Origin of the sequence: Methylocapsa polymorpha (assembly GCF_045689225.1) — a bacterium.
Lineage (GTDB): Bacteria > Pseudomonadota > Alphaproteobacteria > Rhizobiales > Beijerinckiaceae > Methylocapsa > Methylocapsa polymorpha.
Genome location: NZ_CP136862.1, coordinates 2,469,897 through 2,489,678, shown reverse-complemented (window position 1 = coordinate 2,489,678; position 19,782 = coordinate 2,469,897). Strand labels below are relative to the sequence as shown.

Genomic DNA, 19,782 nt, shown 5'->3' with positions numbered 1-19,782 from the left:
CTTGCCAGGTTAGAAACCTCGGGCGGATGACAAGTTCTTAAAAATCGCTCAACCGCCGATCACCGTGGTGATGACCTCACCCCCGCGTCCGATCGTCAATTTCCAATAGAGATGCTTGCCGCTCGTTGCGCGCTCCAGCTCCCGCGTCGTCGCTATCTTGGCGTCGTTGACTGAGAGAATGACGTCGCCTCTCTGAAAGTTGACCGCCGCGGCTGTCGAGCCTTCCTCCACATCGCTGATGACGACGCCTTCGCTCACGCCGCGGATGGAAAATTCTTCCGTGACCGCGGGAGACAGATTGATGATGGTCGCGCCGGTGAAGGGCGTGTTCCCCTGGGGCTTGATCGGCTCACGCGCCGGAGTTTCGGGCGCCGGAATCAATTTGAGCGAGGCCGGCGTCGAATGGCCGTTGCGAAGCAGCGACAGGGACGCGACTCCGCCGAGCGGCTTTGTCGCCATGCGATAGCCGAGGCTCTCGGGATCATCGACGGCTTGACCATCGATTGCGACGATGAGATCGCCGCGTTTCAAGCCTGCCTCGGCCGCTGGTCCCACCGGCGAAATATCCGTGACGAGCGCTCCGGCGGGGCGGTCGAGGCCAAGCGAATCGGCGATCTCTCTTGAAATGATTTGCAGGCTCGCGCCAAGCCATGGCCGCCGCACCTGGCGGCCGCCCCCTTTCGCCGCGGCGACGACGATCTTCACCATATTGACCGGGATCGCAAAGCCTATCCCGACGGAGCTCCCCGTCTGCGAAAAAATCGCCGAATTGATGCCGGCGAGCCGCGCTTTCATGTCGACAAGGGCGCCGCCGGAATTGCCCGGATTGATCGCCGCATCGGTCTGAATGAAGAAACCATAGTCGGAAATGCCGACCTGCGTGCGCGCCAGGGCGGAAACGATGCCTTGCGTCACGGTTTGCCCGACGCCGAATGGATTGCCTATCGCCAGAACAATGTCGCCGACTTCGAGCGCATCGGAATCGCCCAGGTCCATAACAGGGAAATCGCCGCCGCCCTTCAGCCGCAAGACGGCGAGGTCCGTGCGCTGGTCGCGCAACACGATCTCGGCGTCGAACTCGCGCTTGTCGGCGAGCGCGACTTTCACATCCGTCATGCCTTCGATGACATGATAATTGGTGACAACGAGACCGGACCGATCGACCAGAACGCCGGAGCCCAAGGATTGCGCGGTCGGACCGCCTGGCCGCGAATTGCCGCCATCCCCGAAGAAACGGCGAAAAACCGGATCGTCGAAGAGAGGATTGCGCGGCCGCCTATCGATTCGCGACGCGTAAACATTGACGACGGCGGGCTGGGCTTTCTTCACGACCGGCGCAAAGGAGATCAAAACATCTCCCGCGGCCTCCGGCGGCTGCCGCAAAGGCCCAGCCAGCAGCCGAGCCGGCCAGAGCGCGCCGAAGAGCGCCAGAAGCGCTAGCAGGGACGCGGCCGCGACGATTGAAAAAGAAACGCCCTTGGATTTCATGGATTGCTCTGGACCATCCGGTTTCAGTCCATTCGGCCAAGGCGGCAACAAACGATGGGCTCGGTCATGGCTTCAGGATCGAGACTTCAGGCCGATTCGAGTGAATCCAGACGCGCGCTTGGCGGTCTACCCCCCGCACTAAGCAGCCTCCTCTTCGCCTTCCAAGACCGGCCCCGAATCCTTGCCCTTGGCCTCGACGTCACGGTCAACGAATTCGATCACCGCCAGGGGAGCATTGTCGCCATAGCGGAAACCGGCCTTCAGCACCCGCGTATAGCCACCGTGACGCTCCTTATAGCGCGACGCGAGCACATCGAACAGCTTGCCGACGAGCTTGACATCCTTGATCTGCGCGATCGCCTGCCGGCGCGCATGAAGGTCGCCGCGCTTGCCGAGGGTGACCAGCTTCTCGACGATTGGGCGCAAATCCTTCGCCTTCGGCAGAGTCGTGACGATTTGCTCATGCTTGATGAGCGCTTGGCTGAGGTTCGCGAACATCGCCTTGCGGTGTTCATGCGTGCGGCCGAAGCGGCGCTTCGCGTGTCCGTGATACATGGCTTTCTCCGTTCTTCAAGGCGGCCGCCGTGCCAAGGTACGGCCGCTCCAGGCCCTGCCCTCCCCTTCGGGATGGGACAGGCCAGGGTTTTCAGTAATGTTCTTCGAAACGCTTGGCGAGCTCGTCAATATTGTCCGGCGGCCAGCCAGTGACTTCCATGCCAAGATGCAGGCCCATCTGGGCCAGAACTTCCTTGATCTCATTCAGCGACTTGCGGCCGAAATTCGGCGTCCTGAGCATTTCCGCTTCGCTCTTCTGGATGAGATCGCCGATATAGACGATATTGTCGTTCTTCAGGCAATTGGCCGAACGCACCGACAATTCGAGTTCGTCGACTTTCTTGAGCAGCGCCGGATTGAACGCAAGCTCGGGGATCGACGGCGTCGTCTCGACGCGCCTCGGCTCCTCGAAATTGACGAAGACATTGAGCTGGTCCTGCAGGATCCGGGCGGAGAAAGCGACCGCGTCCTCCGGCGTCAGGGACCCATTGGTCTCGACCTGCATGGTCAGCTTGTCGTAATCGAGAATCTGCCCTTCGCGGGTATTTTCGACGCGGTAGCTGACTTTCTTGACCGGAGAATAGAGGCTGTCGATCGGAATGAGGCCGATCGGCGCGTCTTCGGCGCGATTGCGGTCCGCCGCGACATAGCCCTTGCCGGAGTTGACCGTGAATTCCATGCGGATCTCGGCGCCCTCGTCAAGGGTGCAGATGACGAGTCCAGGGTTCAGAATCGAAATATCGCCGACCGTCGCAATATCGCCCGCGGTGACCTTGCCGGGACCTTGCTTCTTCAGCACCATGCGCTTTGGGCCGTCGCCGGGCATCTTGATCGCGATGTCCTTGATATTCAGCACAATGTCGGTCACGTCCTCGCGCACGCCGGGGATGGACGAAAATTCGTGGAGAACGCCGTCGATATGGACCGAGGTGATCGCCGCGCCCTGCAGCGACGAGAGGAGAATGCGGCGCAGGGAATTGCCCAAGGTCAGGCCGAAGCCGCGTTCGAGCGGCTCAGCTACGACGGTGGCGAGGCGCTTCGGATCGTCGCCCGGGATGACCTCGAGCTTGTTCGGCTTGATAAGCTCCTGCCAGTTCTTTTGAATCACGATGGCGCCTTTCTCAATGCGAAGGCGCCGGTCCGGCGCCTGGCCAATCATGCGGACATAAATAGGTAGGCAAGCAAATTTCGAAACGACGGCCCCGCTCGGGCTCAGACGCGCCTGCGCTTGCGGGGACGGCAGCCATTATGCGGTATTGGCGTAACGTCGCGGATCGACGTCACGGTAAAGCCGGCGGCCTGCAAGGCGCGCAAGGCCGATTCACGACCCGAACCCGGGCCGGACACCTCGACCTCGAGCGTTCGCATCCCATGCTCGGCCGCCTTTCTGGCGCAATCCTCGGCCGCCATCTGCGCGGCGTAAGGCGTCGACTTGCGCGACCCCTTGAACCCCATCGTTCCCGCCGAGGACCAGGAAATGGTGTTGCCTTGGGCGTCGGTGATCGTAATCATCGTATTGTTGAACGTTGAGTTCACATGCGCGACGCCGGACGCGATATTCTTGCGCTCGCGGCGGCGAACGCGGGTTGCCTCTTTTGCCATAAGCTCTTTCCTTCAAACGCGCCCGTAATGCCAGGCGCTCGGGATTTCCCTCAAGCCTTGTCCAACCTCGGGAGGCGGCAAGGCTCGATCCTATTTAGTTGCTTTCACTCGATCTCGCCACGAAGCCGACACCCCGCCTTCGCGGATCGCGCGGCGGCCGACTCGGACGACGAACAACTCTTGCTTTACTTTACTTTTTCTTGCCGGCGATGGGCTTCGCCTTGCCTTTGCGGGTGCGCGCATTGGTATGGGTGCGCTGGCCGCGAACCGGCAATTGGCGCCGATGGCGAAGGCCGCGGTAGCAGCCAAGATCCATCAAGCGCTTGATGTTGATGGCGACCTCGCGGCGCAAATCGCCCTCGACGATATAATCCCGGTCGATCGCCTCGCGGATCTGCAAAACCTCGGCGTCGGTCAATTCGGCGACGCGCCGCGCGGCCGGGATGCTCACTTTTTCGCAAATTTCCTCGGCTTTCTTGGGGCCGATGCCGTGGATATATTGAAGCGCGATGATCACGCGCTTGTTCGTTGGTAGGTTGACGCCTGCGATGCGAGCCAAGAGATTCTCCATATCTGCCATGCTTCGGCTTAAGAGCATGGCGGGAAATGTATTCGCCCCGCGTCCGGTGGAGACCGGCCCTTGCGAAGCGCCCGACAAAAGCAACCCGCTGGGCCAAGCATCGGCCCCCGGGAACAATCGACTCAGGCTGGAACGTGTTCCCATAGCTGATCGCGATAGCGGCGTCAACTCGCCGTCGCCGCCCAATCTCGCGCGCTTCGCAAACCATCCTGTTGCATTGGCGGGTTCTTTGCGCCATATAGCCCCGGCCGGCGCGTCGCCGCCGGCGCGGATGCGGGTGTAGCTCAGGGGTAGAGCACAACCTTGCCAAGGTTGGGGTCGAGGGTTCGAATCCCTTCGCCCGCTCCAAATTTCCTCAAGGAAATTAAAGCGTTAGAACGGCCCTTCGGGGCCGTTTTGCTGCTTACATAGGTATTCGCCGAAAAATGTAAGCACTATGTAAGCAGGCTAGCGAAAGCCTGATGCGGCCCCAGCGTGCTCAGGCGTGCGTGCGGTCGGCTCGATGCTCCCCGTCCCTCTGCTTACACGATCGTTGTCGGCGGCTTACACGCGCTTACTGTGCTCCCGCGACGTCGATGCCCAATCCGCGGAAGACGAAGGTGATGAGCCTGTCGGACCGCGCTTTTCCGTCTGGTCCCGGCGGAATCTGCCATAAGACGCCCAAGAGTGTCAGCACGTCCTCGGCGTTAGTACCCGGTTCGATGTCCCCGGCGCTTTCACAGGCCTCGATCAATTGGCGGACGGTCTCCACCATCGGCCCGTATGTGTCGTGAACGTCCTGCGCTGATATCGCCGCATGAAGCATGTCAGCGACGCCATACTTCATCCTGCCGAATTCCGCGAGCCGATCGCACCACAGCCGGAAGGCTTTGAGCGGCGGATGCTGGGCGAGCAGTGCCGGCGCGAAGGCTACGAAATCCTCTATTTCCTTCCGATAGACGGCCACCACCAAGGCCTCCCGGCTTGGGAAGTGGCGGTAAAGCGTGCCCTGACCAACGCCGGCTGTCTTGCCTATGGAATTGAGGGATACGCGCGGATCGACGGCCAGCGCTTCGCGCGCCACCTTAAGGATGCGATCCCGGTTCAGCCGTGCATCGGCGCGCAGCTTCTCCTCTTCGTCGCTCATCAAATTCCTTGACTAACCGGACAATTGTCCGGTACTGATAAGTGGATAGATGTCCGTTTATATGCTGGCAAGGAGGTCACATGCAATACGAGAAGCTCGGCACCACAGGTCTTGACGTCTCCCCCCTCTGCATCGGTTGCATGGGGTTTGGCGACCCCGCCCGCGGCTATCCTGCGTGGTCGGTCGACGAAGAGACCAGCCGTCCGCTGATTCGGCACGCGATCGAAGCCGGGATCAATTTCTTTGACACCGCCAATATGTATTCGAACGGGTCGAGCGAAGAAATTGTCGGCCGGGCGTTGAAGGATTTCGTCAATCGCGACGCCGTGGTGATCGCTACCAAGGTCTGTGCGCCGACACGCAACGGCCCCAACACGCTCGGCTTGTCGCGCAAGGCGATCATGGCGGAAGTCGATCACTCCTTGAGGCGGCTCGGCACCGATTACATCGACCTCTACCAGGTCCATCGACGGGATCAGCTCACGCCCTGGGAGGAGACGTTGGAAGCGTTCCATGACCTCGTGAAAAGCGGCAAGGTGCGCTATATCGGGGCGTCTTCGATGATGGCTTGGGAATTCGGCAAGGCGCTGCATCTACAGAAGCAGAACGGCTGGGCGCGTTTCGTATCGATGCAGAATAACTACAACCTGCTCGCTCGCGAGGAAGAGCGGGAGATGCTGCCGCTCTGCGCCGATGAAGGCATTCAGACGATGGTCTACAGCCCCCTTGCGAGCGGCCGTCTCGCCCGACCCTGGGGCGCGTCGAGTGCCCGAGCCGAAGCCGACGGACAGCAGCAAGACGAGTCCACGGCAGACAGCGACCGGAAGATCATTGAGGCCGTAAGCGCCATCGCGGCGGAACGTGGAGTGAGCCAGGCGCAGATTGGGCTTGCCTGGCTGCGCCGCCATCCCGTCGTTGCAACACCGATTATCGGCGCCCTGAAAACCAAGCACATCGACGAGGCGATCGCGGCGCTCTCGATCACCCTGACCGATGACGAAGCTAAGCGGCTGGAAAAGCCTTACACGCCCCGTCGCGACTTTCAGGGCATAGCCGATGCCGCAGTGCATACCCAGGCGGCGGAGACGGCAACTGGATTCAAGGCCAGCGTCCTCGCCTGACATCCTCGTTTCCGAGCAGCCGCTTCATGGAAGAATTCACATGTTGAGTCATGCCTCGATCCTTCGTCGCAAGAACACGGATAAGGTCGAGGGCATGGCTTCCTGGCTTATTCTCGGCGGTTTCCTGCCGTTGGATGTCGCCGCTTCCCTTCAAGAACCGCAAGGCTTCAACATCGAGGCGGCTCTGATCCCCGAACGTTTCCCCTATGTGTGGGTGATCGCCATGGGGATCGCATCCCTTCTTGTCAAACGCGCCAGCACGCCATGGCGCTTTATCGTCGCCCTTGGTGTGATCGGGTTTCTGACTGCAGCTGCGATGGACCTGATACATAGCGAATTTGGCGGCCTCTTATGGCCGATCGCCGCTCTTTTGGTTGTGCTCAAGCAGTATCACTACGACACGAAAAGCCAGAAGCGGCAGATTATGGATAACTAATCCGCCAAAGTCGCACTGGCGACGCTCCGGAGATCTCCGTTCCGGCGTCGATGCTTTCCGATCGCCGGCATTTGGCGCGCGGCGTCTCCCGAATGCGCCCCGCCCCTCTTAGACGACATAGGAGATGTCCGTCGAACTTAGAGATTTAAGATGGGCGATCGTTACGTCGCAGCACCGCAGCCTGCGACAGGCTGCTCTTGCGCTCAACGTCAGGCAGTCGACGCTAAGCCGCCGGCTTCGAGAGATCGAGAGCAAACTCGGGGCCGAGCTTTTCGAGCGTACGAACCGGGGTACACGCCCCACCTTCGCGGGCCGGGAGTTTCTGAGCGCGGCGCGCAATGTCCTTGCCGATTTGGAATGCGCGATCGGAAAGCTTCGAATGGGGGTGCGCGGTGAGAACGGCAGGCTGCGCATCGGCGTCCATGCTTCACTATCGACGGGCAATTTATACGTGACGCTCGTTGAGCATCACCGACAGTTTCCGGATGTCCAAGTTCACACCGTGGATGGCGATCAAGATCAGTTGCTCGATGCGCTGTCGAACGATGCGGTCGACCTTGCTGTGCTCGCGGCAAGCTCGGCCGTCTGGCACGAGCGATCGTTATCGCTGTGGAGCGAGCGCGTGATCGTCGCGATGTCGAAGCAACATCGTCTGGCCGAGAAGGAGACGGTGCATTGGGCGGACTTGGCGGGTGAGCCGATATTGATGCCGCAGCACGGGCCCGGCCGGGAGCTGGAACGGCTGCTAATTGCCAATCTGCCACACGGGGTCCGACAGCATGTCCTACACCAGGCATCCGGCCTCGACCGACTGCTGAGTTTGGTCAGCGCCGGATATGGCGTGCTTCTCATGCTGGAAGGCGGGGTCGGTGTGCATTTCGACTCGGTGACCTTCCGCGAGGTGCACAATGGCTGCGGCGCAACGCGTTTGAACTTCACCGCGTATTGGCGCGACGCGAACGCCAACCCCACCCTGTCGCCTTTCCTCGCGATGCTTCGTCAGCGATACCCTGACATCTCGGGCGAGGCTGGGACAAGTTAAGTTCGGAGCAGCTAGTCCGAAGACCCTGCCCCTTTCGCTGAAGGACCAGTCGCTTCAAGGCTCTTGCGGGCCTTTGTGAAGCCTCGGTTGGTCGCGATGAACCGTTCGGCCATAGGCGGCGATGTCGGGACACCTCGAAGCCTTCGCACTGCCGTCATGGTGATTGTCGGTTGGGCCCTCGCCGACGATCAGGCTTTAAGTGCTGCGGCAATTGCGTCCTTTAGCGGCGTGGTCGGTCGGCCGATCAGTCTGGAAAGCTGATGGCTGTCGTCGAACAGCGCCCCACGGCTCGCAACGGCGGACGATCGGGCGAGCAGGGTCGCGACCGCGTCGGGCAGTCCGGCGCCGGCCAGCGCCCTGCTGAAGCGCCGCCGGGATCGAGGCAGTATAATTCTCGGTGTACCAGCCATTGCGGAGCAGAACGAAAGGCACGCCGCTGGCCTTCAAGAGCGCCTCGGTCTGGCGATGCTCTTCGGCGACGCCGAGCGGTGAGCTATCGGCGCGGAGCACACTCGTATAGGCGACAAGCTTGACGCCGGCGGCCTTGGCGGCGTCGATCACCGCCCTATGCTGCGGCACGCGGCGGCCGATCTCGTTGCCCGAGATCAGCAGCAGGTTGTCGACGCTAGCCATGGCGGGGCCAAGAGTCTCTGGCCGGCTATAGTCGGCCTCCCGGATCACGACGCCTTTCGCCGCGAGATCGGACGCCTTCGCAGGGGTGCGAACCAGCGCGGCAGTCTCGGCTGCCGGAACGGTTCTCAGGAGTGCAGTGACGACAAGCTGACCAAGACGGCCGGTCGCGCCGGTAATTGCGTACATTGGCTTTTCTCCACTCGTGGCCGGTCCCGTTCTATCCCAACGCTGGCTGCCGCGAAGATGATCTCTCGCTTGCCAGGGAGCATCCGCTCAACCGCTTGAGATAAACCACAGCGAGCCAATGGCGGCCGGATGCCATCGACATCACTGAGTACTGTACCGCAGGATGGCGGGCCGGGGACATTGCAGAGATAACTATGGACGCCTCCTCCGTCGCATTGATGGCAAGCCTCCTCCGCCGAGCCATGTCCGGAAGCCAGCCCCGGGGCGGCGTCACGCAACCCTAAGACCGAGGCTACTGAGCAGAATCGCGGCCTGCTGCTTGGAAATGATCGCGCCCTTGAACTTGGATGCATCCGAGAGCCTCATTGTACCCAGATCGGCACCGCGCAAGTCGGCGCCTTCGAAGCGGGCGCCCGTTACGTTCGCGTCTCGCAGGTCGCATTGCGTCAGTACTGCTTCCCTGAAATCCACCTCGGTCAAATCGGCTCCCTGGAAGTCGAGGCTCTTCAATTCGGCTCGACGGAACGACAGTCCATGAAGTTGTGCGCTGACCAGCAGGCATCTCTCAAACATGAGCCCGAGCGTACGGGCATCCACGATCTGAACGCCGGTCAGCTTGCAATCTTGGAATATAGCTGCGGACAAACTGGCACGGCGCCAATTTGTGTTGTTGAAATCGCAGGAGTTGAACCGGGTATCGGTCATGTCACAGGACGAAAAATCGGCACGCCCTCCGCGGCAGCGCACAAACTCGCACCCGTGAAAGTCCAGCCCCTTCAATGACACATCGGTCAGATCCCACCCGATAAACCGAACGGGCGAAGCATGATGCTGTAGCGTCGCCTCGACATCTTGCCGGCTGGCAATTCCATCCGGTGCGGACGCCTCAACCAGCGTGGCTCTCATAGAGATATTCCTCGAACTTAGGCGCCGTTGTCCCGGATCATCGCGCATTCTCCGCCGGCATGCGATGCTGTCCGGTATGCGGTCGGCGTATCAGTACTCATGCGGCGAGGCAGCGCATACGCCGCTCGGCGTAAGCTGGCAGAATTAAATTCATCCGCCGCATGCCCGTCTCGTCGCTACCGACGCCAGGATCCATGCGGCAGTTCGACATCGCGCTCTGCTTTGGCAAGCGCAGCGATAAGACCGGCTCGATCCAGCGGAATGCAATAGGTCGGCTTTGCGCGCTCGAAGCGCCAGCTATCCGCCAGCGAGCCGGCATCGACCGTATCGAATCCGAATTCGTCTTGAAGTGTGGCTACGACCTGCTTCGCCTCGACATCATCGCCGGCGATCGGGAGCGCCCGGCGTTGGCCCACGATTGGCACGGGAGCTGGCGTCTCGAGATCGGCTGCCAGGATCGCATTGAAAGCCTTCACGACCTTCGACGCTGTGAAATGCTTCGCCACCATGGCGCTCGTCGTGGTCTGGCGCAGATCGAGGGCGGCGATCCGGCCATCGCGGTCCGGGTAGTAGTTGTTGGTATCGATGACGATCCTGCCCGCCAAAGGCGCCGGATCGATCTTGAACAGGTTGACGAACGGAACGGTGACGACCGCGACCGGACCGAACCTGCTGGCCTCCTCCGCCGTTCCCGTCGAACAACCGATCTTCCGGGCAATGTCCGTCAGCGTCTCCGGGCCACGCGAGTTGCTGATTTCCACCTCGTGCCCGTTTGCCACGGCGAGCCGGGCAATTGCCTGGCCTATATGGCCCGCTCCAATGATCCCGATCTTCATCGCAACGCTCCTACTCTCTTCTCGACACTGGTTTTAACGTTTGCATATCCACGGCCTGAAATGGGGGAGACCACGATAGCCTTAAGATGCATCTCGCGCTGAGCCGTTAGGATGTTCGGGATCGACCACGGGTCGGCCCTCACGTGGCGAGGCACAGGCGTGCGGCGCCGTCGATCGCGGACGTCGGGATCGAAATCCCGTAGTCGTGGCCGGGTAAGGCAGGACGGTGATGCAACACTGGGCCGCGTACAGACCGCGTGAGCCGCCCGTGACATCAAGGCCGTTCTCCCAATCCCAGGGGCGCCGCGGGGTTTACAAGGCCGGCTTCTCTGAGTTCGCGCCAGAAATCGGCTGGGACGATCTCTTCCATCGCTGCGCGATCTTCCGCGATCCGGCTCGGTCGGCTGGCGCCGGGAATGACCGCCGCAACCGCTGGGTTGGCGAGCGCGAACTGAAGACCTGCCGCCTTCATGCTGACGCGGTGCCGCTCTGCGATCGCCTTGATCCTAGCGACCTTGGCGACGATCTCGGCGGGGGCAGGCGCATATTCAAAGTTGGGGCCGCCGACGAGAGCGCCCGAGCTATAGGGACCGCCCACAACGATACCCAGCCCACGCTCTGCGACCATCGGCATCACGCGTTGGAGCGCGCGGTCATGATCAAGCAGAGAATAGCGCCCGGCGAGCAGGAAGCCGTCCGGGCGCGGGCCTTCAAGCGCGAGCAGAATCTCGATCGGTTCCACCCTGTTGACTCCCAGGCCCCAAGCCCTGATCACGCCTTCGTCACGCAGGCGATCGAGCGCTTTGAAGGCGCCCTTGCGCGCACTTTCAAAGATGCCGAGCCATTCATCGCCGTAGAAGTCCTGCGCGACGTCATGAACCCAGGCGATCTCGATTCTGTCGGTCTTGAGGCGCTTGAGGCTGTCTTCGATGGAGCGGAGCGTCGCGTCAGCGGAATAGTCGTTAATGATCTTGTTGGGGCGCCCATATTGGAAGACGCCGCCCTTCTCGCCTACGTCGCGCCTGCTCTCATCCTCGATCTCGTCGAGGATGAGGCGGCCAACCTTGGTGCTAATGACATAGTCTTCGCGTGGCTGCCCAGCGAGCGCCTCACCCATGCGGATTTCCGCAAGGCCCGCACCGTAGAAGGGCGCATTGTCAAAGTAGCGGATGCCGTCGTTCCAGGCCGCATCCAAGGTCGCACGCGCTTCTTCTTCGGGAATGTCGCGGAACATATTACCGAGCGGCGCCGCACCGAAGCCGAGCTCGCGATGAAGAATATCCTTGAGTGCCATTGCTTGTCCTTTTGGTCGTGTTGACGAAGGCCATTCCCACTCCGGGCCCTCATCTCGAGCGAACGAGGCGTCGCAACCTCAAATGACCACTTCGTGTAACGCATGGGGATCCGCCTAGGCCGGCTTCTTCCGGACCGACTTCGGTAAGTCGGCTTGAGGCCAGATCGCCATCAGCCGGTCGACTGCCTTCATTAGGACATCCCGTGATACGCCGTCGGTCGCCTGGATTGATAGGCCATTAAGGAAGGTCACACAGAGCGCTGCGAGCGGCTCCACCTCCGTTTCCGCGGGCAATTCGCCGTCCGTGACTGCCCGTGTCAGCCGCCGAACAAAGGCTTCGCTGATTTCGCGGCGGCGTTCGCGCAGGAACGTTTGAATCGCGGCATGGTCGCCAGCGACGTTCACGGCGCCGAGCACGATAAGGCAGCCGCGCGGCCTATCTGACCCCGTGAAGAGCTTGACATTTTCCTTGAGCAGGACCTCGACCGCGGCCCGGGCCGACAGGTCGCCGGTCAAGGCCCGCAGCGTCGCGCCGCCCTCTGCGTCGGCATAGAGCGCCACCGCCTCACGAAACAGATCCTCCTTGCTGCCGTAGGCTGCGTAGATGCTCGGCGAGTTAATCCCCATGGCGCCGACGAGGTCCTGCATGGAGGTTGCTTCAAAGCCCTTCGTCCAGAACAGCGTCATAGCCTTTCGCAGCGCGACTTCGCGGTCGAACGTCCGCGGACGTCCTCGCGGCGCTGCCGTCACTTCGGTTTGCATCGTGCTGGCCCCGCTCGACAATTGACGCACTCCTTCGTTGCATAACGGGTTGTGCCGATACTCGCGAACGCTCGGTCGCTCACTCTTCGGAGCCGCCATCCGAGCCAATACCACGCAAACGCCACTATTTCTATGCCGCTCAACACGTAATTTACGTCAGCGCAGAGCGCAAGCCCAATCAGAGGCTGGCCGCTCTGAGCACGCGGAAAATTTTCCCGGCAACACACGCCCCTTCGGTCTGAGCGGCCACGCCGAACCAGAGCTTCCTTTCACCGAAGCTATTTTTGTGCCGATCGACATGAAAAGCCTTTCCTTTCCTCGGCGGTAAATATATGTGTCGGTTGTCACAGATTTGGAGGGTATCGAATGCCTGTTGTGGAAGGATCCGGCCGTACGCGCGCCGTAGGGTTCGGTTCGGTGCATGACGTTCCCCGGCTACCCGCCGGCTTCACGGCCCTTTTTGAAAGCTGGCTCGTCGATGCCAACGGCCTTCGGCTGCACGCTGTCATCGGCGGAAACGGCCCGCCGCTGCTTCTGCTCGCGGGTTGGCCGCAGAACTGGTTTGCCTGGCGCTATCTGATGGTGCCTCTTGCCGAGCAATTCACGGTCGTCGCTGCCGACCCCCGCGGCGTCGGACTCTCCGATAAACCAACCACAGGCTACGATTCAGACACACTTGCTTCCGACATGTTCGCGCTGATGTCCGCGCTCGGTCACCAGCGGTTCGCCATGGTCGGCCACGACATCGGCATGTGGACCGGATACGCGATGGCGGCAGACCAGCCCGACCGCATCGCGCGGATTGCGCTCGGCGAAGCCATCATCCCGGGCCTTTCGCCTTCACCGCCGCTGCTCAGCGACGATCGCTGGCTGAGTGATTTTCTTTGGCACTTCAACTTCAACCGCGCCCTCGACGTCAACGAACGGCTCGTGGAAGGGCGCGAGGAAATCTATTTCGGCCATCAGTTCGCGACCAAGGCGGGCACGCCTGAGGCTGTGCCCGCCTATGCGCGCGCATTCTATATCGAAGAACTCAAGCGCGATCCCGAGGCACTGCGCGCCAGCTTCGACTATTACCGCGCCATCGATCAGTCGATCCCACAGAATCGCGCCCGCATGGCGCGCAAGCTGACCCTTCCCATCCTGTCCTTCGCCGGTGCGCTCGCCTGCGGTGACAGCGTCGAGAAAGAGCTGCGCACGGTCGCCGCCGACGTGCAGTCGGTCATCATCGCAGGCAGCGGCCACTACCCCGCCGAGGAAAAGCCCGAGCAACTGCTGGCGGCGCTGCAACAATTCCTGGCCCCTTATGCCGCCAGCCGACTGGCGTGAAGGAGACTTTCAATGCCTGTTGACACGACACTTTCCCACAACGTCGCGGAAGTCGGAGACGTGCGCCTTCATTACGCGCGCGGCGGGCGAGGCGAGCCGGTCCTCCTCGTCCATGGCTGGCCTCAGACATGGTTCAGTTGGCGCCACGTCATTCCCCGCCTCATCGAAGCAGGCCATGATGTCATCGCCGTCGACATGCGAGGGGCCGGCGACTCGTCCAGGCCGAAGACCGGCTATGACAGCGATACGGTCGCGGCGGACCTGCACGCCATGGTGCAGTATCTCGACATCCCCCGGATTCGCCTGGTCGGCCACGACAACGGCGGACGCGTCGCCTACGCCTATGCCGCAAATTATCGTGACGAGGTCGAAAGCCTGGTTTTCCTCGAAAGCAAGGTGCTCGGCGTCGAAAGCGATGACGACGCGCAGAAGGAATATTGGCACTTCGGTTTCCATCAGGAGGCGGATCTCCCCGATCTTCTGCTGGCCGGACGGGAACGCGAATATCTCAGCTTCTTCTACAAGCGGTACGCCTTCGATCCGCGTGCGATCACCGGGGAGGAGATCGACGAATATGTTCGCTGCTACGCCTCCCTCGGCGGCATGCGCGCAGGGTTTGAATATTATCGGGCCTTTCCCGAAAGTGCGCGTCAGAGCCGTGAGTTGGTCAAGACGAAGTTGACTATTCCCGTCTTGGCCTATGGCGGATCGCATTGCATGGGCGAAATACCACTCCGCTCGATGCAGCGTGTCGCCCAATATGTCGAAGGCGGCATCATCCCACAGTGCGGGCACTGGATCCCGGATGAAAAGCCCGAGTGGCTGGCGGAGCGGATCATTGCGTTTCATGGCGCAGCGTCCTCCAAGCCGTGATCGTCCGGTTCGATGAGGTTGGATGAGGTTCGGCGTTGGAACCAGTTGTTCCTACAGAGAAGACCAAAAAGGCAGCCCACAGCTTTCACAGCAAAGTCGCGGCGGAATTCATTGGCACAGCCCTGCTCGTTTTTGGCGGACTGTCACTGATATTCGCAGTGACCTGGCCCCATGGCCTGATCGCCGGCAGCCTTGGCCATCTTCCTCTTGCACAGCGCGCGCTCGCCGGTTTCGCGTTTGGAGCATTCGTCGGCATCCTGGCGATCTCGCCCCTCGGCAGGATGAGTGGCGCTCATTTCAATCCCTCGATCACGCTGGCCTTGTGGCGCAGGGGCGGCGTGAACACGCCAATCGCTGTCTGTTACATGTTCGCGCAGCTTTGCGGTGGCGTTCTCGGTGCCGCAGCTCTCTCGCTATGGGGCGATATCGCGGACGAACTCCATTATGGCCTGACAGCGCCCGGCCCTGATGTGAACGTCTGGACCGCGTTCATAGGGGAGGTGGTGGTGACCTTCCTACTCGTTTCGGTAGTCCTCGGACAGCAGCGTTGGAACCTGCCGACGATCGCCAGCTTCCTTGCTGTCCCCATATTGTTCAGCCTGATGACAATGATCGAGGCCCCGCTTTCCGGCACAAGTACCAATCTTGCCCGTAGCATCGGACCTGCCCTCGCGGCGCGGGATGTGTCGGCAGTGTGGATTTACGCGATCGGTCCCGCAATCGGCGCAGTCTTGGCCTCGTACGTCATACCCGGCAGGACGTACGAACTCGCCGATCCGCTCATCTCGACCGGCGATGGGGTGTCCGAATGGCATCCATCCGGCCGACCAGGCTGTCGGCGATAAGCATCTCCGACTTGGCAACTTGCGACGCCTTCACTTCTGCTGTCTGCGACAGTGAAGGAGCGGGATCGTGAATATAAACAAGACCAATATTTCTATCGTCTATAGGGTTGGAGCCATGGCCGCGATGCCGATCGGTGGCCGGCTCACTGACCGCATCGGCGGCGGCCTCATCTGTATCGTCGGCCTGGCGATCACAATTGTGGCCACGGTCCCGTTTGTTTTCCTTCCGGCAAATGCAAACCTCGTCGCTGTCGAACTCTCGCGGGCGCTGCGCGGCATCGGCGTCGGCCTGTCAGGCATACCGTCCATGACTGCGGCATTCCGGGCGGCCCCGGATAACCTGACCGACGCCACCATTACAGCGAACATCCTGCAGCGTGTCGGTGGCAGCCTCGGTAGCGCGACCATCGTCATCGTTATTGCGCGGACAACCCCGCAACTTGCGGCGTTCCAAACGTCGCACGCGTTACTCGTAACCACTGCGTCAATTGCGCTCGTTACCGCTGTGGCGCTCGCAATCTCCGAACGCCGAGAAAGCCGAACTGCGGCATCACCGCAGTCGTCTGGGGTTGGCGCTAACCTCCAGACAGTTGGACGGAATGAGCGTGGAACTCCGCGACCTTAAATGGGCGATCATCGCTGCGCGGCATAGGAGCCTTCGGCAGGCCGCAGAGACGCTCAATGTCCGTCAGTCGACGTTAAGCCGCAGGCTGCGTGATCTCGAATTAGAAGTCGACGCAAGCTTGTTCGAACGTAGCAATGGCGGAACGCGACCCTAGTAGGGATTGGGCGCGGGATTTTGCTCGCGCTGGAAGGCGCGACAGGGGCTGTGTGTCCAGGAGTGACCTTTCGTGAGATGCATGACTCGAATGGTGCGACCCGTCTGAATTTCCGAGCCTATTGGCGAGAAGCGAATACCAATCCTTCCCTACGCCTGTTCCTCGACATTCTCCCGGGGGCGTTATCCTGATCTCTCCGACGATTCCGCCCGAGGGTGAGCGACGCCCCGGCGAGACTTCGCAAAAGCCCGATCCGTCGCCATGAATCGCTCGACCATCGGCACAACCAGTTTGGCCGGGTCGGGCGCCGGTAGCCCGCTCGTGCGACCGAGCACCTCAGCGTAGGCGACCAGGTCGCGATGCACTGTAGCGGGCAACTCGACGGTGAGCTTGACGGGCTTGTCGTCGGCAAGCGGGCCAAGTTTGAGCTTCGTCATGGCGTATTTCCTTGCCAGTAAGGAGCTAACACGAGATCGCGCGTGACGATGACGCGGACCGGGAAACCCGGCCGGATGGTCAGCGTCGGCTGGATGTTGAGCTGGCGCGAAACGATCTGCTGGCCGGTCTGGCTGATGCTATTGGACGCGCCCATCCGGATGGCCTGGGCCAGATTGTTCTCGCTGTCGCTCGCACCAGCCTCGGCGCCGACGCTGAGGATGGTCGAGAGCACCGCCGCCTTGAACAGCTCGCCCCAATGATAGTCTACCTGATCCTGGAGGCCTGCGTAGCCTTCTGTGTCGGCGCCTGGCTGGCGTTCGAGCACGATCGATGTGCCGTTTGGCATGATGAGGCGGGTCCAGACGAGCAGGATACGGCTCTGGCCGAAGGCGACGGAGCTGTCGTACTGGCCGATCAGTTTTGCACCCTGCGGGATCAGCAGATATCGGCCGGTCGGGCTATCGTAGACCGCTTCCGTCACCTGGGCCGTAATCTGGCCAGGAAGATCGGAGCGGATGCCCGTGATGAGTGCGCCCGGAATGACGGTGCCGGCCTGTACGACATAGGGCGAGGCTTTCGCCTGGAGCTGATCCTCGCTAACCGTGCGCCGATCCGTCGAAGCGTTGAGGAAGGCGGTCTTGCGATCCTGCATGTTCTGAGCGGCGCCGGAATCGACGGGCGGCGTCGGTGTCGGTCCGCTCTGCGCTCCGGTCGCTGTCGAGCCTGGGAGACCGATGGGCTGGGGCTGCTGGTTGGTCTGAGCGAACAGGCGGCTGACGCGCGCAGCTTCGGTTTCTTGAGCCAGCCGTTGTTGTTCGGGATTCGGACCGCCCGTCGGTGCGGCCGTGTTCGGCGCCGCACCGCCATTGAGGATCGGCTTGCCAAGGTCGCCGGGAAGCGGTGGGCCGAGCGGCGGGGCCTGCCGGGGCAGTCCGGTATAGTCCTTCGGTAAGCCGGCTAGGCCCTCGGCCGACGGCCGGTTCTGCGTGTTGAGCAATTCCTGGCCGGTTTGAGTCTTGTTGTGCGTCTGTAGCGCGTAGCCGAGGGCACCGGCAACGGCGAGCGCCGAAACCGCGCCGAGAGTGATCAGGACCTTTCGCGAGAGCCGCGTGACACGCGGATGCTCACCCCTGAGCCGCAGGTCCGGGGTGACGGCGGGCGCCTGGTGTTCGTCTGGGCCTTCCACCGTCATGACCGCGGCTTTCCATCGGTGCGGACGATGCGGACACGCCGCTCGCTATCCTTGTCGCCGAGACGGAGCTCGGCCGCCGCGAACAGACGGTCGACGATGTAGTAGTTGTGGTTGACCCGGTAGTTCACCAGCTCGGAGCCGCCGGCCGGTCCGATGACGAACAATGGCGGCATCTCGCCCTGGGCGATGCCGCTCGGGAATTCGATGTAGACCTTGTGCCCGTCGTCGAAGGCGCGCAGCGGTCGCCAGGCCGGATTGTCGCCCTGGATCGCGTAACGGAAGTTGATCGAGGCGAGATCGACGCCGCTGGCGATCGGGGCCGCTGCGTCGGCCTCCTGGTTCTGCCGCCGAAGCGCGATGAGCTGGTCTTCCGGATACTGCCACGAGACCGAGGCCATGTAGGTCTTCTCGGTCGAGCGCAGCTCGAGTAGGTAGGTCCGCCGATCCGTGTTGATCACCAGATTGGTGAGCAGCTCGGGTCTCGTCGGCTTGATCAGGATGTGGACCTTCTTGGTGGCGCCCGCGCCGCTCTCGGTATCGCCGATAATCCAGCGCACGGTGTCGCCGGCCGCGACCGGGCCGGAGCCGACGAGCTGCTCGCCCTCCTGTAGGGCGATGTCGGTGATCTCGCCGGGCGCCGTATAGACTTGGTAGAGCGCCCCGCCGGAGAACGGATAGACCTGGACCGCGTTGATGAAGCCGTTGCGCACCGGCTGGATCCGCGCGGCGGCATTGGCCTGGTTGACGCGCACAGTCGGGTCGGCGGCTTCCGGTGTCGGCTTTCCACCGTCGATCGGCTTCAGTTGCCCGGGCAGCGGCAGGGGCTTCGGCAACTCGACGATCTTGATGGGCGCCGGTGGATCGACGGTGAGCTTGGCTGGCGCTGCACTGTCGTAGTTGATGTCAGGCGGAATGAAATTGTGCGCGCAGCCGCCGAGTGCGGTGACGGACATCAGCAAACCCGCGAGCCCGGCCTTGCGGAAAGCCGCATTTGCTCCCTTCCGGTTCTGCTGAACGGCGGAGAAACGCGAAGCCGGACCGCCGGCTTCCATGGAAATCGGCGAGGTCATTGTCCCATCTCCTTCGACCAGTTGATGGCGGTGACGTAGATGCCGAGCGGGTTCTTGCGGAGCACGTCGGCGGAGGTTGGCATCTGGATGGCGATCGTGAGAATCGCGGTCCAACGGGTGTTGTCGGCGAGTGCGCCGTCCTGGTAGCGATGCTCGACCCATTCGACGCGGAAGCTCGAGGGCGAGGCGCGGATCACGCTCGAGACGTCGATGGCGATCTGCTGCTTGCCGAGCTTGGCGAAGGGGTCGTTGGCGCGCGCGTAGTCGTTGAGCGCCTGCGAGCCCGAGGTGGTGGTGAAGTCGTAGGCCTGCAGCCAGTTCTGCCGCACGATGATCGGATCGGCCGGTAGCGACCGGACGATCTGGATGAAGTGCGCAAGATACCAGGCGATCTGCGGATCGCTGGGCGTGTAGTCGGCGGCGGCGGGCGCGACGGCCTGCGCCTGGCCGAGCTTATCGACCTGCACCACCCAGGGGACGATGCTGCCGTGGGTCGACTGCCAGACAAGACCGCCGGCGAGACCCATGGAGAGCGCCAGCGAGCCGAAGGCCATCAGCCGCCAGTTCTTGGCTTGCACCCGGGCCGAGCCGATACGGTCATCCCAAACCTGGGCGGCGCGCTGATAGGGGGTCTCAGGCTCAGGCGTCCGGCCATAGCGAACCGTGGGGCGGCGGAACAGCGCCATGTC

At 62.0% G+C, this 19,782-nt stretch carries 21 protein-coding genes, 1 tRNA gene and 2 pseudogenes; 9 read left to right on the top strand and 15 right to left on the bottom strand.

Translation table 11 applies throughout. The annotated features are described in order from the left end of the window. Positions 1-48: 48 nt before the first annotated feature. The 5 genes from RZS28_RS11465 to rpsM form a co-directional block, all read right to left on the bottom strand. Positions 49-1,488, bottom strand: a complete 1,440-nt coding sequence (locus RZS28_RS11465; protein WP_407337882.1) for a DegQ family serine endoprotease — start codon at positions 1,486-1,488, stop codon at positions 49-51. Between the two features lie 138 nt (positions 1,489-1,626). Continuing rightward, positions 1,627-2,043, bottom strand: coding sequence for a 50S ribosomal protein L17 (gene rplQ, locus RZS28_RS11460; protein WP_407337881.1), 417 nt, complete (start codon positions 2,041-2,043; stop codon positions 1,627-1,629). A 91-nt stretch (positions 2,044-2,134) separates the two neighbouring features. Next, positions 2,135-3,202 (bottom strand): DNA-directed RNA polymerase subunit alpha, encoded by a 1,068-nt coding sequence (locus RZS28_RS11455; protein WP_407337880.1) that lies wholly within the window; start codon positions 3,200-3,202, stop codon positions 2,135-2,137. A gap of 53 nt (positions 3,203-3,255) precedes the next feature. Next, positions 3,256-3,645 (bottom strand): 30S ribosomal protein S11, encoded by a 390-nt coding sequence (gene rpsK, locus RZS28_RS11450; RefSeq protein WP_026607040.1) that lies wholly within the window; start codon positions 3,643-3,645, stop codon positions 3,256-3,258. Positions 3,646-3,835: 190 nt separating this feature from the next. Continuing rightward, complete coding sequence (rpsM, locus tag RZS28_RS11445; RefSeq protein ID WP_407337879.1) at positions 3,836-4,204, bottom strand: 30S ribosomal protein S13; 369 nt, start codon at positions 4,202-4,204, stop codon at positions 3,836-3,838. 294 nt (positions 4,205-4,498) lie between these two features. Here rpsM and RZS28_RS11440 point away from each other — a divergent pair. Then, a tRNA-Gly gene (locus tag RZS28_RS11440) sits at positions 4,499-4,573 on the top strand. A 205-nt stretch (positions 4,574-4,778) separates the two neighbouring features. Here the strand turns inward: RZS28_RS11440 and RZS28_RS11435 are convergent. Further along, the gene (locus RZS28_RS11435; protein ID WP_407337878.1) at positions 4,779-5,351 is read right to left on the bottom strand and encodes a TetR/AcrR family transcriptional regulator; all 573 of its coding nucleotides are present in this window, start codon (positions 5,349-5,351) and stop codon (positions 4,779-4,781) included. A gap of 80 nt (positions 5,352-5,431) precedes the next feature. On the opposite strand from RZS28_RS11435, the pseudogene RZS28_RS11430 reads away from it, so the two are divergent. From RZS28_RS11430 to RZS28_RS11420, 3 genes and pseudogenes are all read left to right on the top strand, one after another. Further along, positions 5,432-6,382, top strand: a pseudogene (locus RZS28_RS11430) (aldo/keto reductase); the annotation flags it as partial. 130 nt (positions 6,383-6,512) lie between these two features. Further along, positions 6,513-6,908, top strand: coding sequence for a hypothetical protein (locus RZS28_RS11425; RefSeq protein WP_407337877.1), 396 nt, complete (start codon positions 6,513-6,515; stop codon positions 6,906-6,908). A 124-nt stretch (positions 6,909-7,032) separates the two neighbouring features. Beyond that, positions 7,033-7,950 (top strand): LysR family transcriptional regulator, encoded by a 918-nt coding sequence (locus RZS28_RS11420; RefSeq protein ID WP_407337876.1) that lies wholly within the window; start codon positions 7,033-7,035, stop codon positions 7,948-7,950. A gap of 188 nt (positions 7,951-8,138) precedes the next feature. Here RZS28_RS11420 and RZS28_RS11415 read toward each other — a convergent pair. From RZS28_RS11415 to RZS28_RS11395, 5 genes and pseudogenes are all read right to left on the bottom strand, one after another. Next, positions 8,139-8,769: pseudogene (locus tag RZS28_RS11415) on the bottom strand (NAD(P)H-binding protein). 270 nt (positions 8,770-9,039) lie between these two features. After that, complete coding sequence (locus RZS28_RS11410; RefSeq protein WP_407337875.1) at positions 9,040-9,675, bottom strand: pentapeptide repeat-containing protein; 636 nt, start codon at positions 9,673-9,675, stop codon at positions 9,040-9,042. 176 nt (positions 9,676-9,851) lie between these two features. Continuing rightward, positions 9,852-10,511 carry an NADPH-dependent F420 reductase gene (locus RZS28_RS11405; RefSeq protein ID WP_407337874.1) on the bottom strand — a complete coding sequence of 220 codons (660 nt, stop codon included), beginning with the start codon at positions 10,509-10,511 and terminating at the stop codon, positions 9,852-9,854. A 274-nt stretch (positions 10,512-10,785) separates the two neighbouring features. Further along, complete coding sequence (locus RZS28_RS11400) at positions 10,786-11,805, bottom strand: aldo/keto reductase (RefSeq protein WP_407337873.1); 1,020 nt, start codon at positions 11,803-11,805, stop codon at positions 10,786-10,788. Positions 11,806-11,919: 114 nt separating this feature from the next. Further along, complete coding sequence (locus RZS28_RS11395; RefSeq protein ID WP_407337872.1) at positions 11,920-12,492, bottom strand: TetR/AcrR family transcriptional regulator; 573 nt, start codon at positions 12,490-12,492, stop codon at positions 11,920-11,922. A 441-nt stretch (positions 12,493-12,933) separates the two neighbouring features. Here RZS28_RS11395 and RZS28_RS11390 point away from each other — a divergent pair, with 441 nt between their 5' ends. The 5 genes from RZS28_RS11390 to RZS28_RS11370 all read left to right on the top strand — a co-directional run bounded on the left by RZS28_RS11390 (position 12,934) and on the right by RZS28_RS11370 (position 16,393). Further along, complete coding sequence (locus RZS28_RS11390) at positions 12,934-13,896, top strand: alpha/beta fold hydrolase (protein WP_407337871.1); 963 nt, start codon at positions 12,934-12,936, stop codon at positions 13,894-13,896. A 12-nt stretch (positions 13,897-13,908) separates the two neighbouring features. Continuing rightward, complete coding sequence (locus RZS28_RS11385; RefSeq protein WP_407337870.1) at positions 13,909-14,769, top strand: alpha/beta fold hydrolase; 861 nt, start codon at positions 13,909-13,911, stop codon at positions 14,767-14,769. A 35-nt stretch (positions 14,770-14,804) separates the two neighbouring features. Beyond that, positions 14,805-15,614 carry an MIP/aquaporin family protein gene (locus tag RZS28_RS11380; protein ID WP_407337869.1) on the top strand — a complete coding sequence of 270 codons (810 nt, stop codon included), beginning with the start codon at positions 14,805-14,807 and terminating at the stop codon, positions 15,612-15,614. Between the two features lie 67 nt (positions 15,615-15,681). Next, entirely contained in the window at positions 15,682-16,239 is a 558-nt protein-coding gene (locus RZS28_RS11375) for an MFS transporter (protein WP_407337868.1), read from the top strand. Further along, positions 16,214-16,393 carry a LysR family transcriptional regulator gene (locus RZS28_RS11370; protein WP_407337867.1) on the top strand — a complete coding sequence of 60 codons (180 nt, stop codon included), beginning with the start codon at positions 16,214-16,216 and terminating at the stop codon, positions 16,391-16,393. Before RZS28_RS11375 ends, RZS28_RS11370 begins: the two co-directional genes overlap by 26 nt. A gap of 182 nt (positions 16,394-16,575) precedes the next feature. Here RZS28_RS11370 and RZS28_RS11365 read toward each other — a convergent pair whose 3' ends face one another. The 4 genes from RZS28_RS11365 to trbF are packed head-to-tail and all read right to left on the bottom strand — an operon-like array spanning position 16,576 to position 19,779. Continuing rightward, positions 16,576-16,830 (bottom strand): DUF2274 domain-containing protein, encoded by a 255-nt coding sequence (locus tag RZS28_RS11365; RefSeq protein ID WP_407337866.1) that lies wholly within the window; start codon positions 16,828-16,830, stop codon positions 16,576-16,578. Next, positions 16,827-18,023, bottom strand: coding sequence for a TrbI/VirB10 family protein (locus tag RZS28_RS11360; RefSeq protein ID WP_407337865.1), 1,197 nt, complete (start codon positions 18,021-18,023; stop codon positions 16,827-16,829). Before RZS28_RS11360 ends, RZS28_RS11365 begins: the two co-directional genes overlap by 4 nt. Beyond that, on the bottom strand, positions 18,020-19,093 hold the full coding sequence (gene trbG / locus RZS28_RS11355) for a P-type conjugative transfer protein TrbG (RefSeq protein WP_407337864.1): 1,074 nt from the start codon (positions 19,091-19,093) through the stop codon (positions 18,020-18,022). The genes RZS28_RS11360 and trbG overlap by 4 nt, the downstream gene beginning before the upstream one ends. Then, a complete protein-coding gene (gene trbF, locus RZS28_RS11350) occupies positions 19,090-19,779 on the bottom strand; it encodes a conjugal transfer protein TrbF (protein ID WP_407337863.1) in 690 nt (229 codons plus the stop codon). The genes trbG and trbF overlap by 4 nt, the downstream gene beginning before the upstream one ends. Positions 19,780-19,782: the final 3 nt, after the last annotated feature.

Bases quoted from the DNA above. Each gene is read 5' to 3' on its own strand.
- RZS28_RS11405 (WP_407337874.1), bottom strand. From the start codon at position 10,511: ATGAAGATCGGGATCATTGGAGCGGGCCATATAGGCCAGGCAATTGCC.
- RZS28_RS11455 (WP_407337880.1), bottom strand. From the start codon at position 3,202: ATGATTGGCCAGGCGCCGGACCGGCGCCTTCGCATTGAGAAAGGCGCC.
- RZS28_RS11385 (WP_407337870.1), top strand. From the start codon at position 13,909: ATGCCTGTTGACACGACACTTTCCCACAACGTCGCGGAAGTCGGAGAC.
- RZS28_RS11390 (WP_407337871.1), top strand. From the start codon at position 12,934: ATGCCTGTTGTGGAAGGATCCGGCCGTACGCGCGCCGTAGGGTTCGGT.
- RZS28_RS11410 (WP_407337875.1), bottom strand. From the start codon at position 9,675: ATGAGAGCCACGCTGGTTGAGGCGTCCGCACCGGATGGAATTGCCAGC.
- RZS28_RS11465 (WP_407337882.1), bottom strand. From the start codon at position 1,488: ATGAAATCCAAGGGCGTTTCTTTTTCAATCGTCGCGGCCGCGTCCCTG.
- RZS28_RS11400 (WP_407337873.1), bottom strand. From the start codon at position 11,805: ATGGCACTCAAGGATATTCTTCATCGCGAGCTCGGCTTCGGTGCGGCG.
- RZS28_RS11370 (WP_407337867.1), top strand. From the start codon at position 16,214: ATGAGCGTGGAACTCCGCGACCTTAAATGGGCGATCATCGCTGCGCGG.
- RZS28_RS11425 (WP_407337877.1), top strand. From the start codon at position 6,513: ATGTTGAGTCATGCCTCGATCCTTCGTCGCAAGAACACGGATAAGGTC.
- trbF (WP_407337863.1), bottom strand. From the start codon at position 19,779: ATGGCGCTGTTCCGCCGCCCCACGGTTCGCTATGGCCGGACGCCTGAG.
- RZS28_RS11395 (WP_407337872.1), bottom strand. From the start codon at position 12,492: ATGACGCTGTTCTGGACGAAGGGCTTTGAAGCAACCTCCATGCAGGAC.
- rplQ (WP_407337881.1), bottom strand. From the start codon at position 2,043: ATGTATCACGGACACGCGAAGCGCCGCTTCGGCCGCACGCATGAACAC.
- RZS28_RS11365 (WP_407337866.1), bottom strand. From the start codon at position 16,830: ATGACGAAGCTCAAACTTGGCCCGCTTGCCGACGACAAGCCCGTCAAG.
- RZS28_RS11435 (WP_407337878.1), bottom strand. From the start codon at position 5,351: ATGAGCGACGAAGAGGAGAAGCTGCGCGCCGATGCACGGCTGAACCGG.
- rpsK (WP_026607040.1), bottom strand. From the start codon at position 3,645: ATGGCAAAAGAGGCAACCCGCGTTCGCCGCCGCGAGCGCAAGAATATC.
- trbG (WP_407337864.1), bottom strand. From the start codon at position 19,093: ATGACCTCGCCGATTTCCATGGAAGCCGGCGGTCCGGCTTCGCGTTTC.
- RZS28_RS11360 (WP_407337865.1), bottom strand. From the start codon at position 18,023: ATGACGGTGGAAGGCCCAGACGAACACCAGGCGCCCGCCGTCACCCCG.
- RZS28_RS11420 (WP_407337876.1), top strand. From the start codon at position 7,033: ATGTCCGTCGAACTTAGAGATTTAAGATGGGCGATCGTTACGTCGCAG.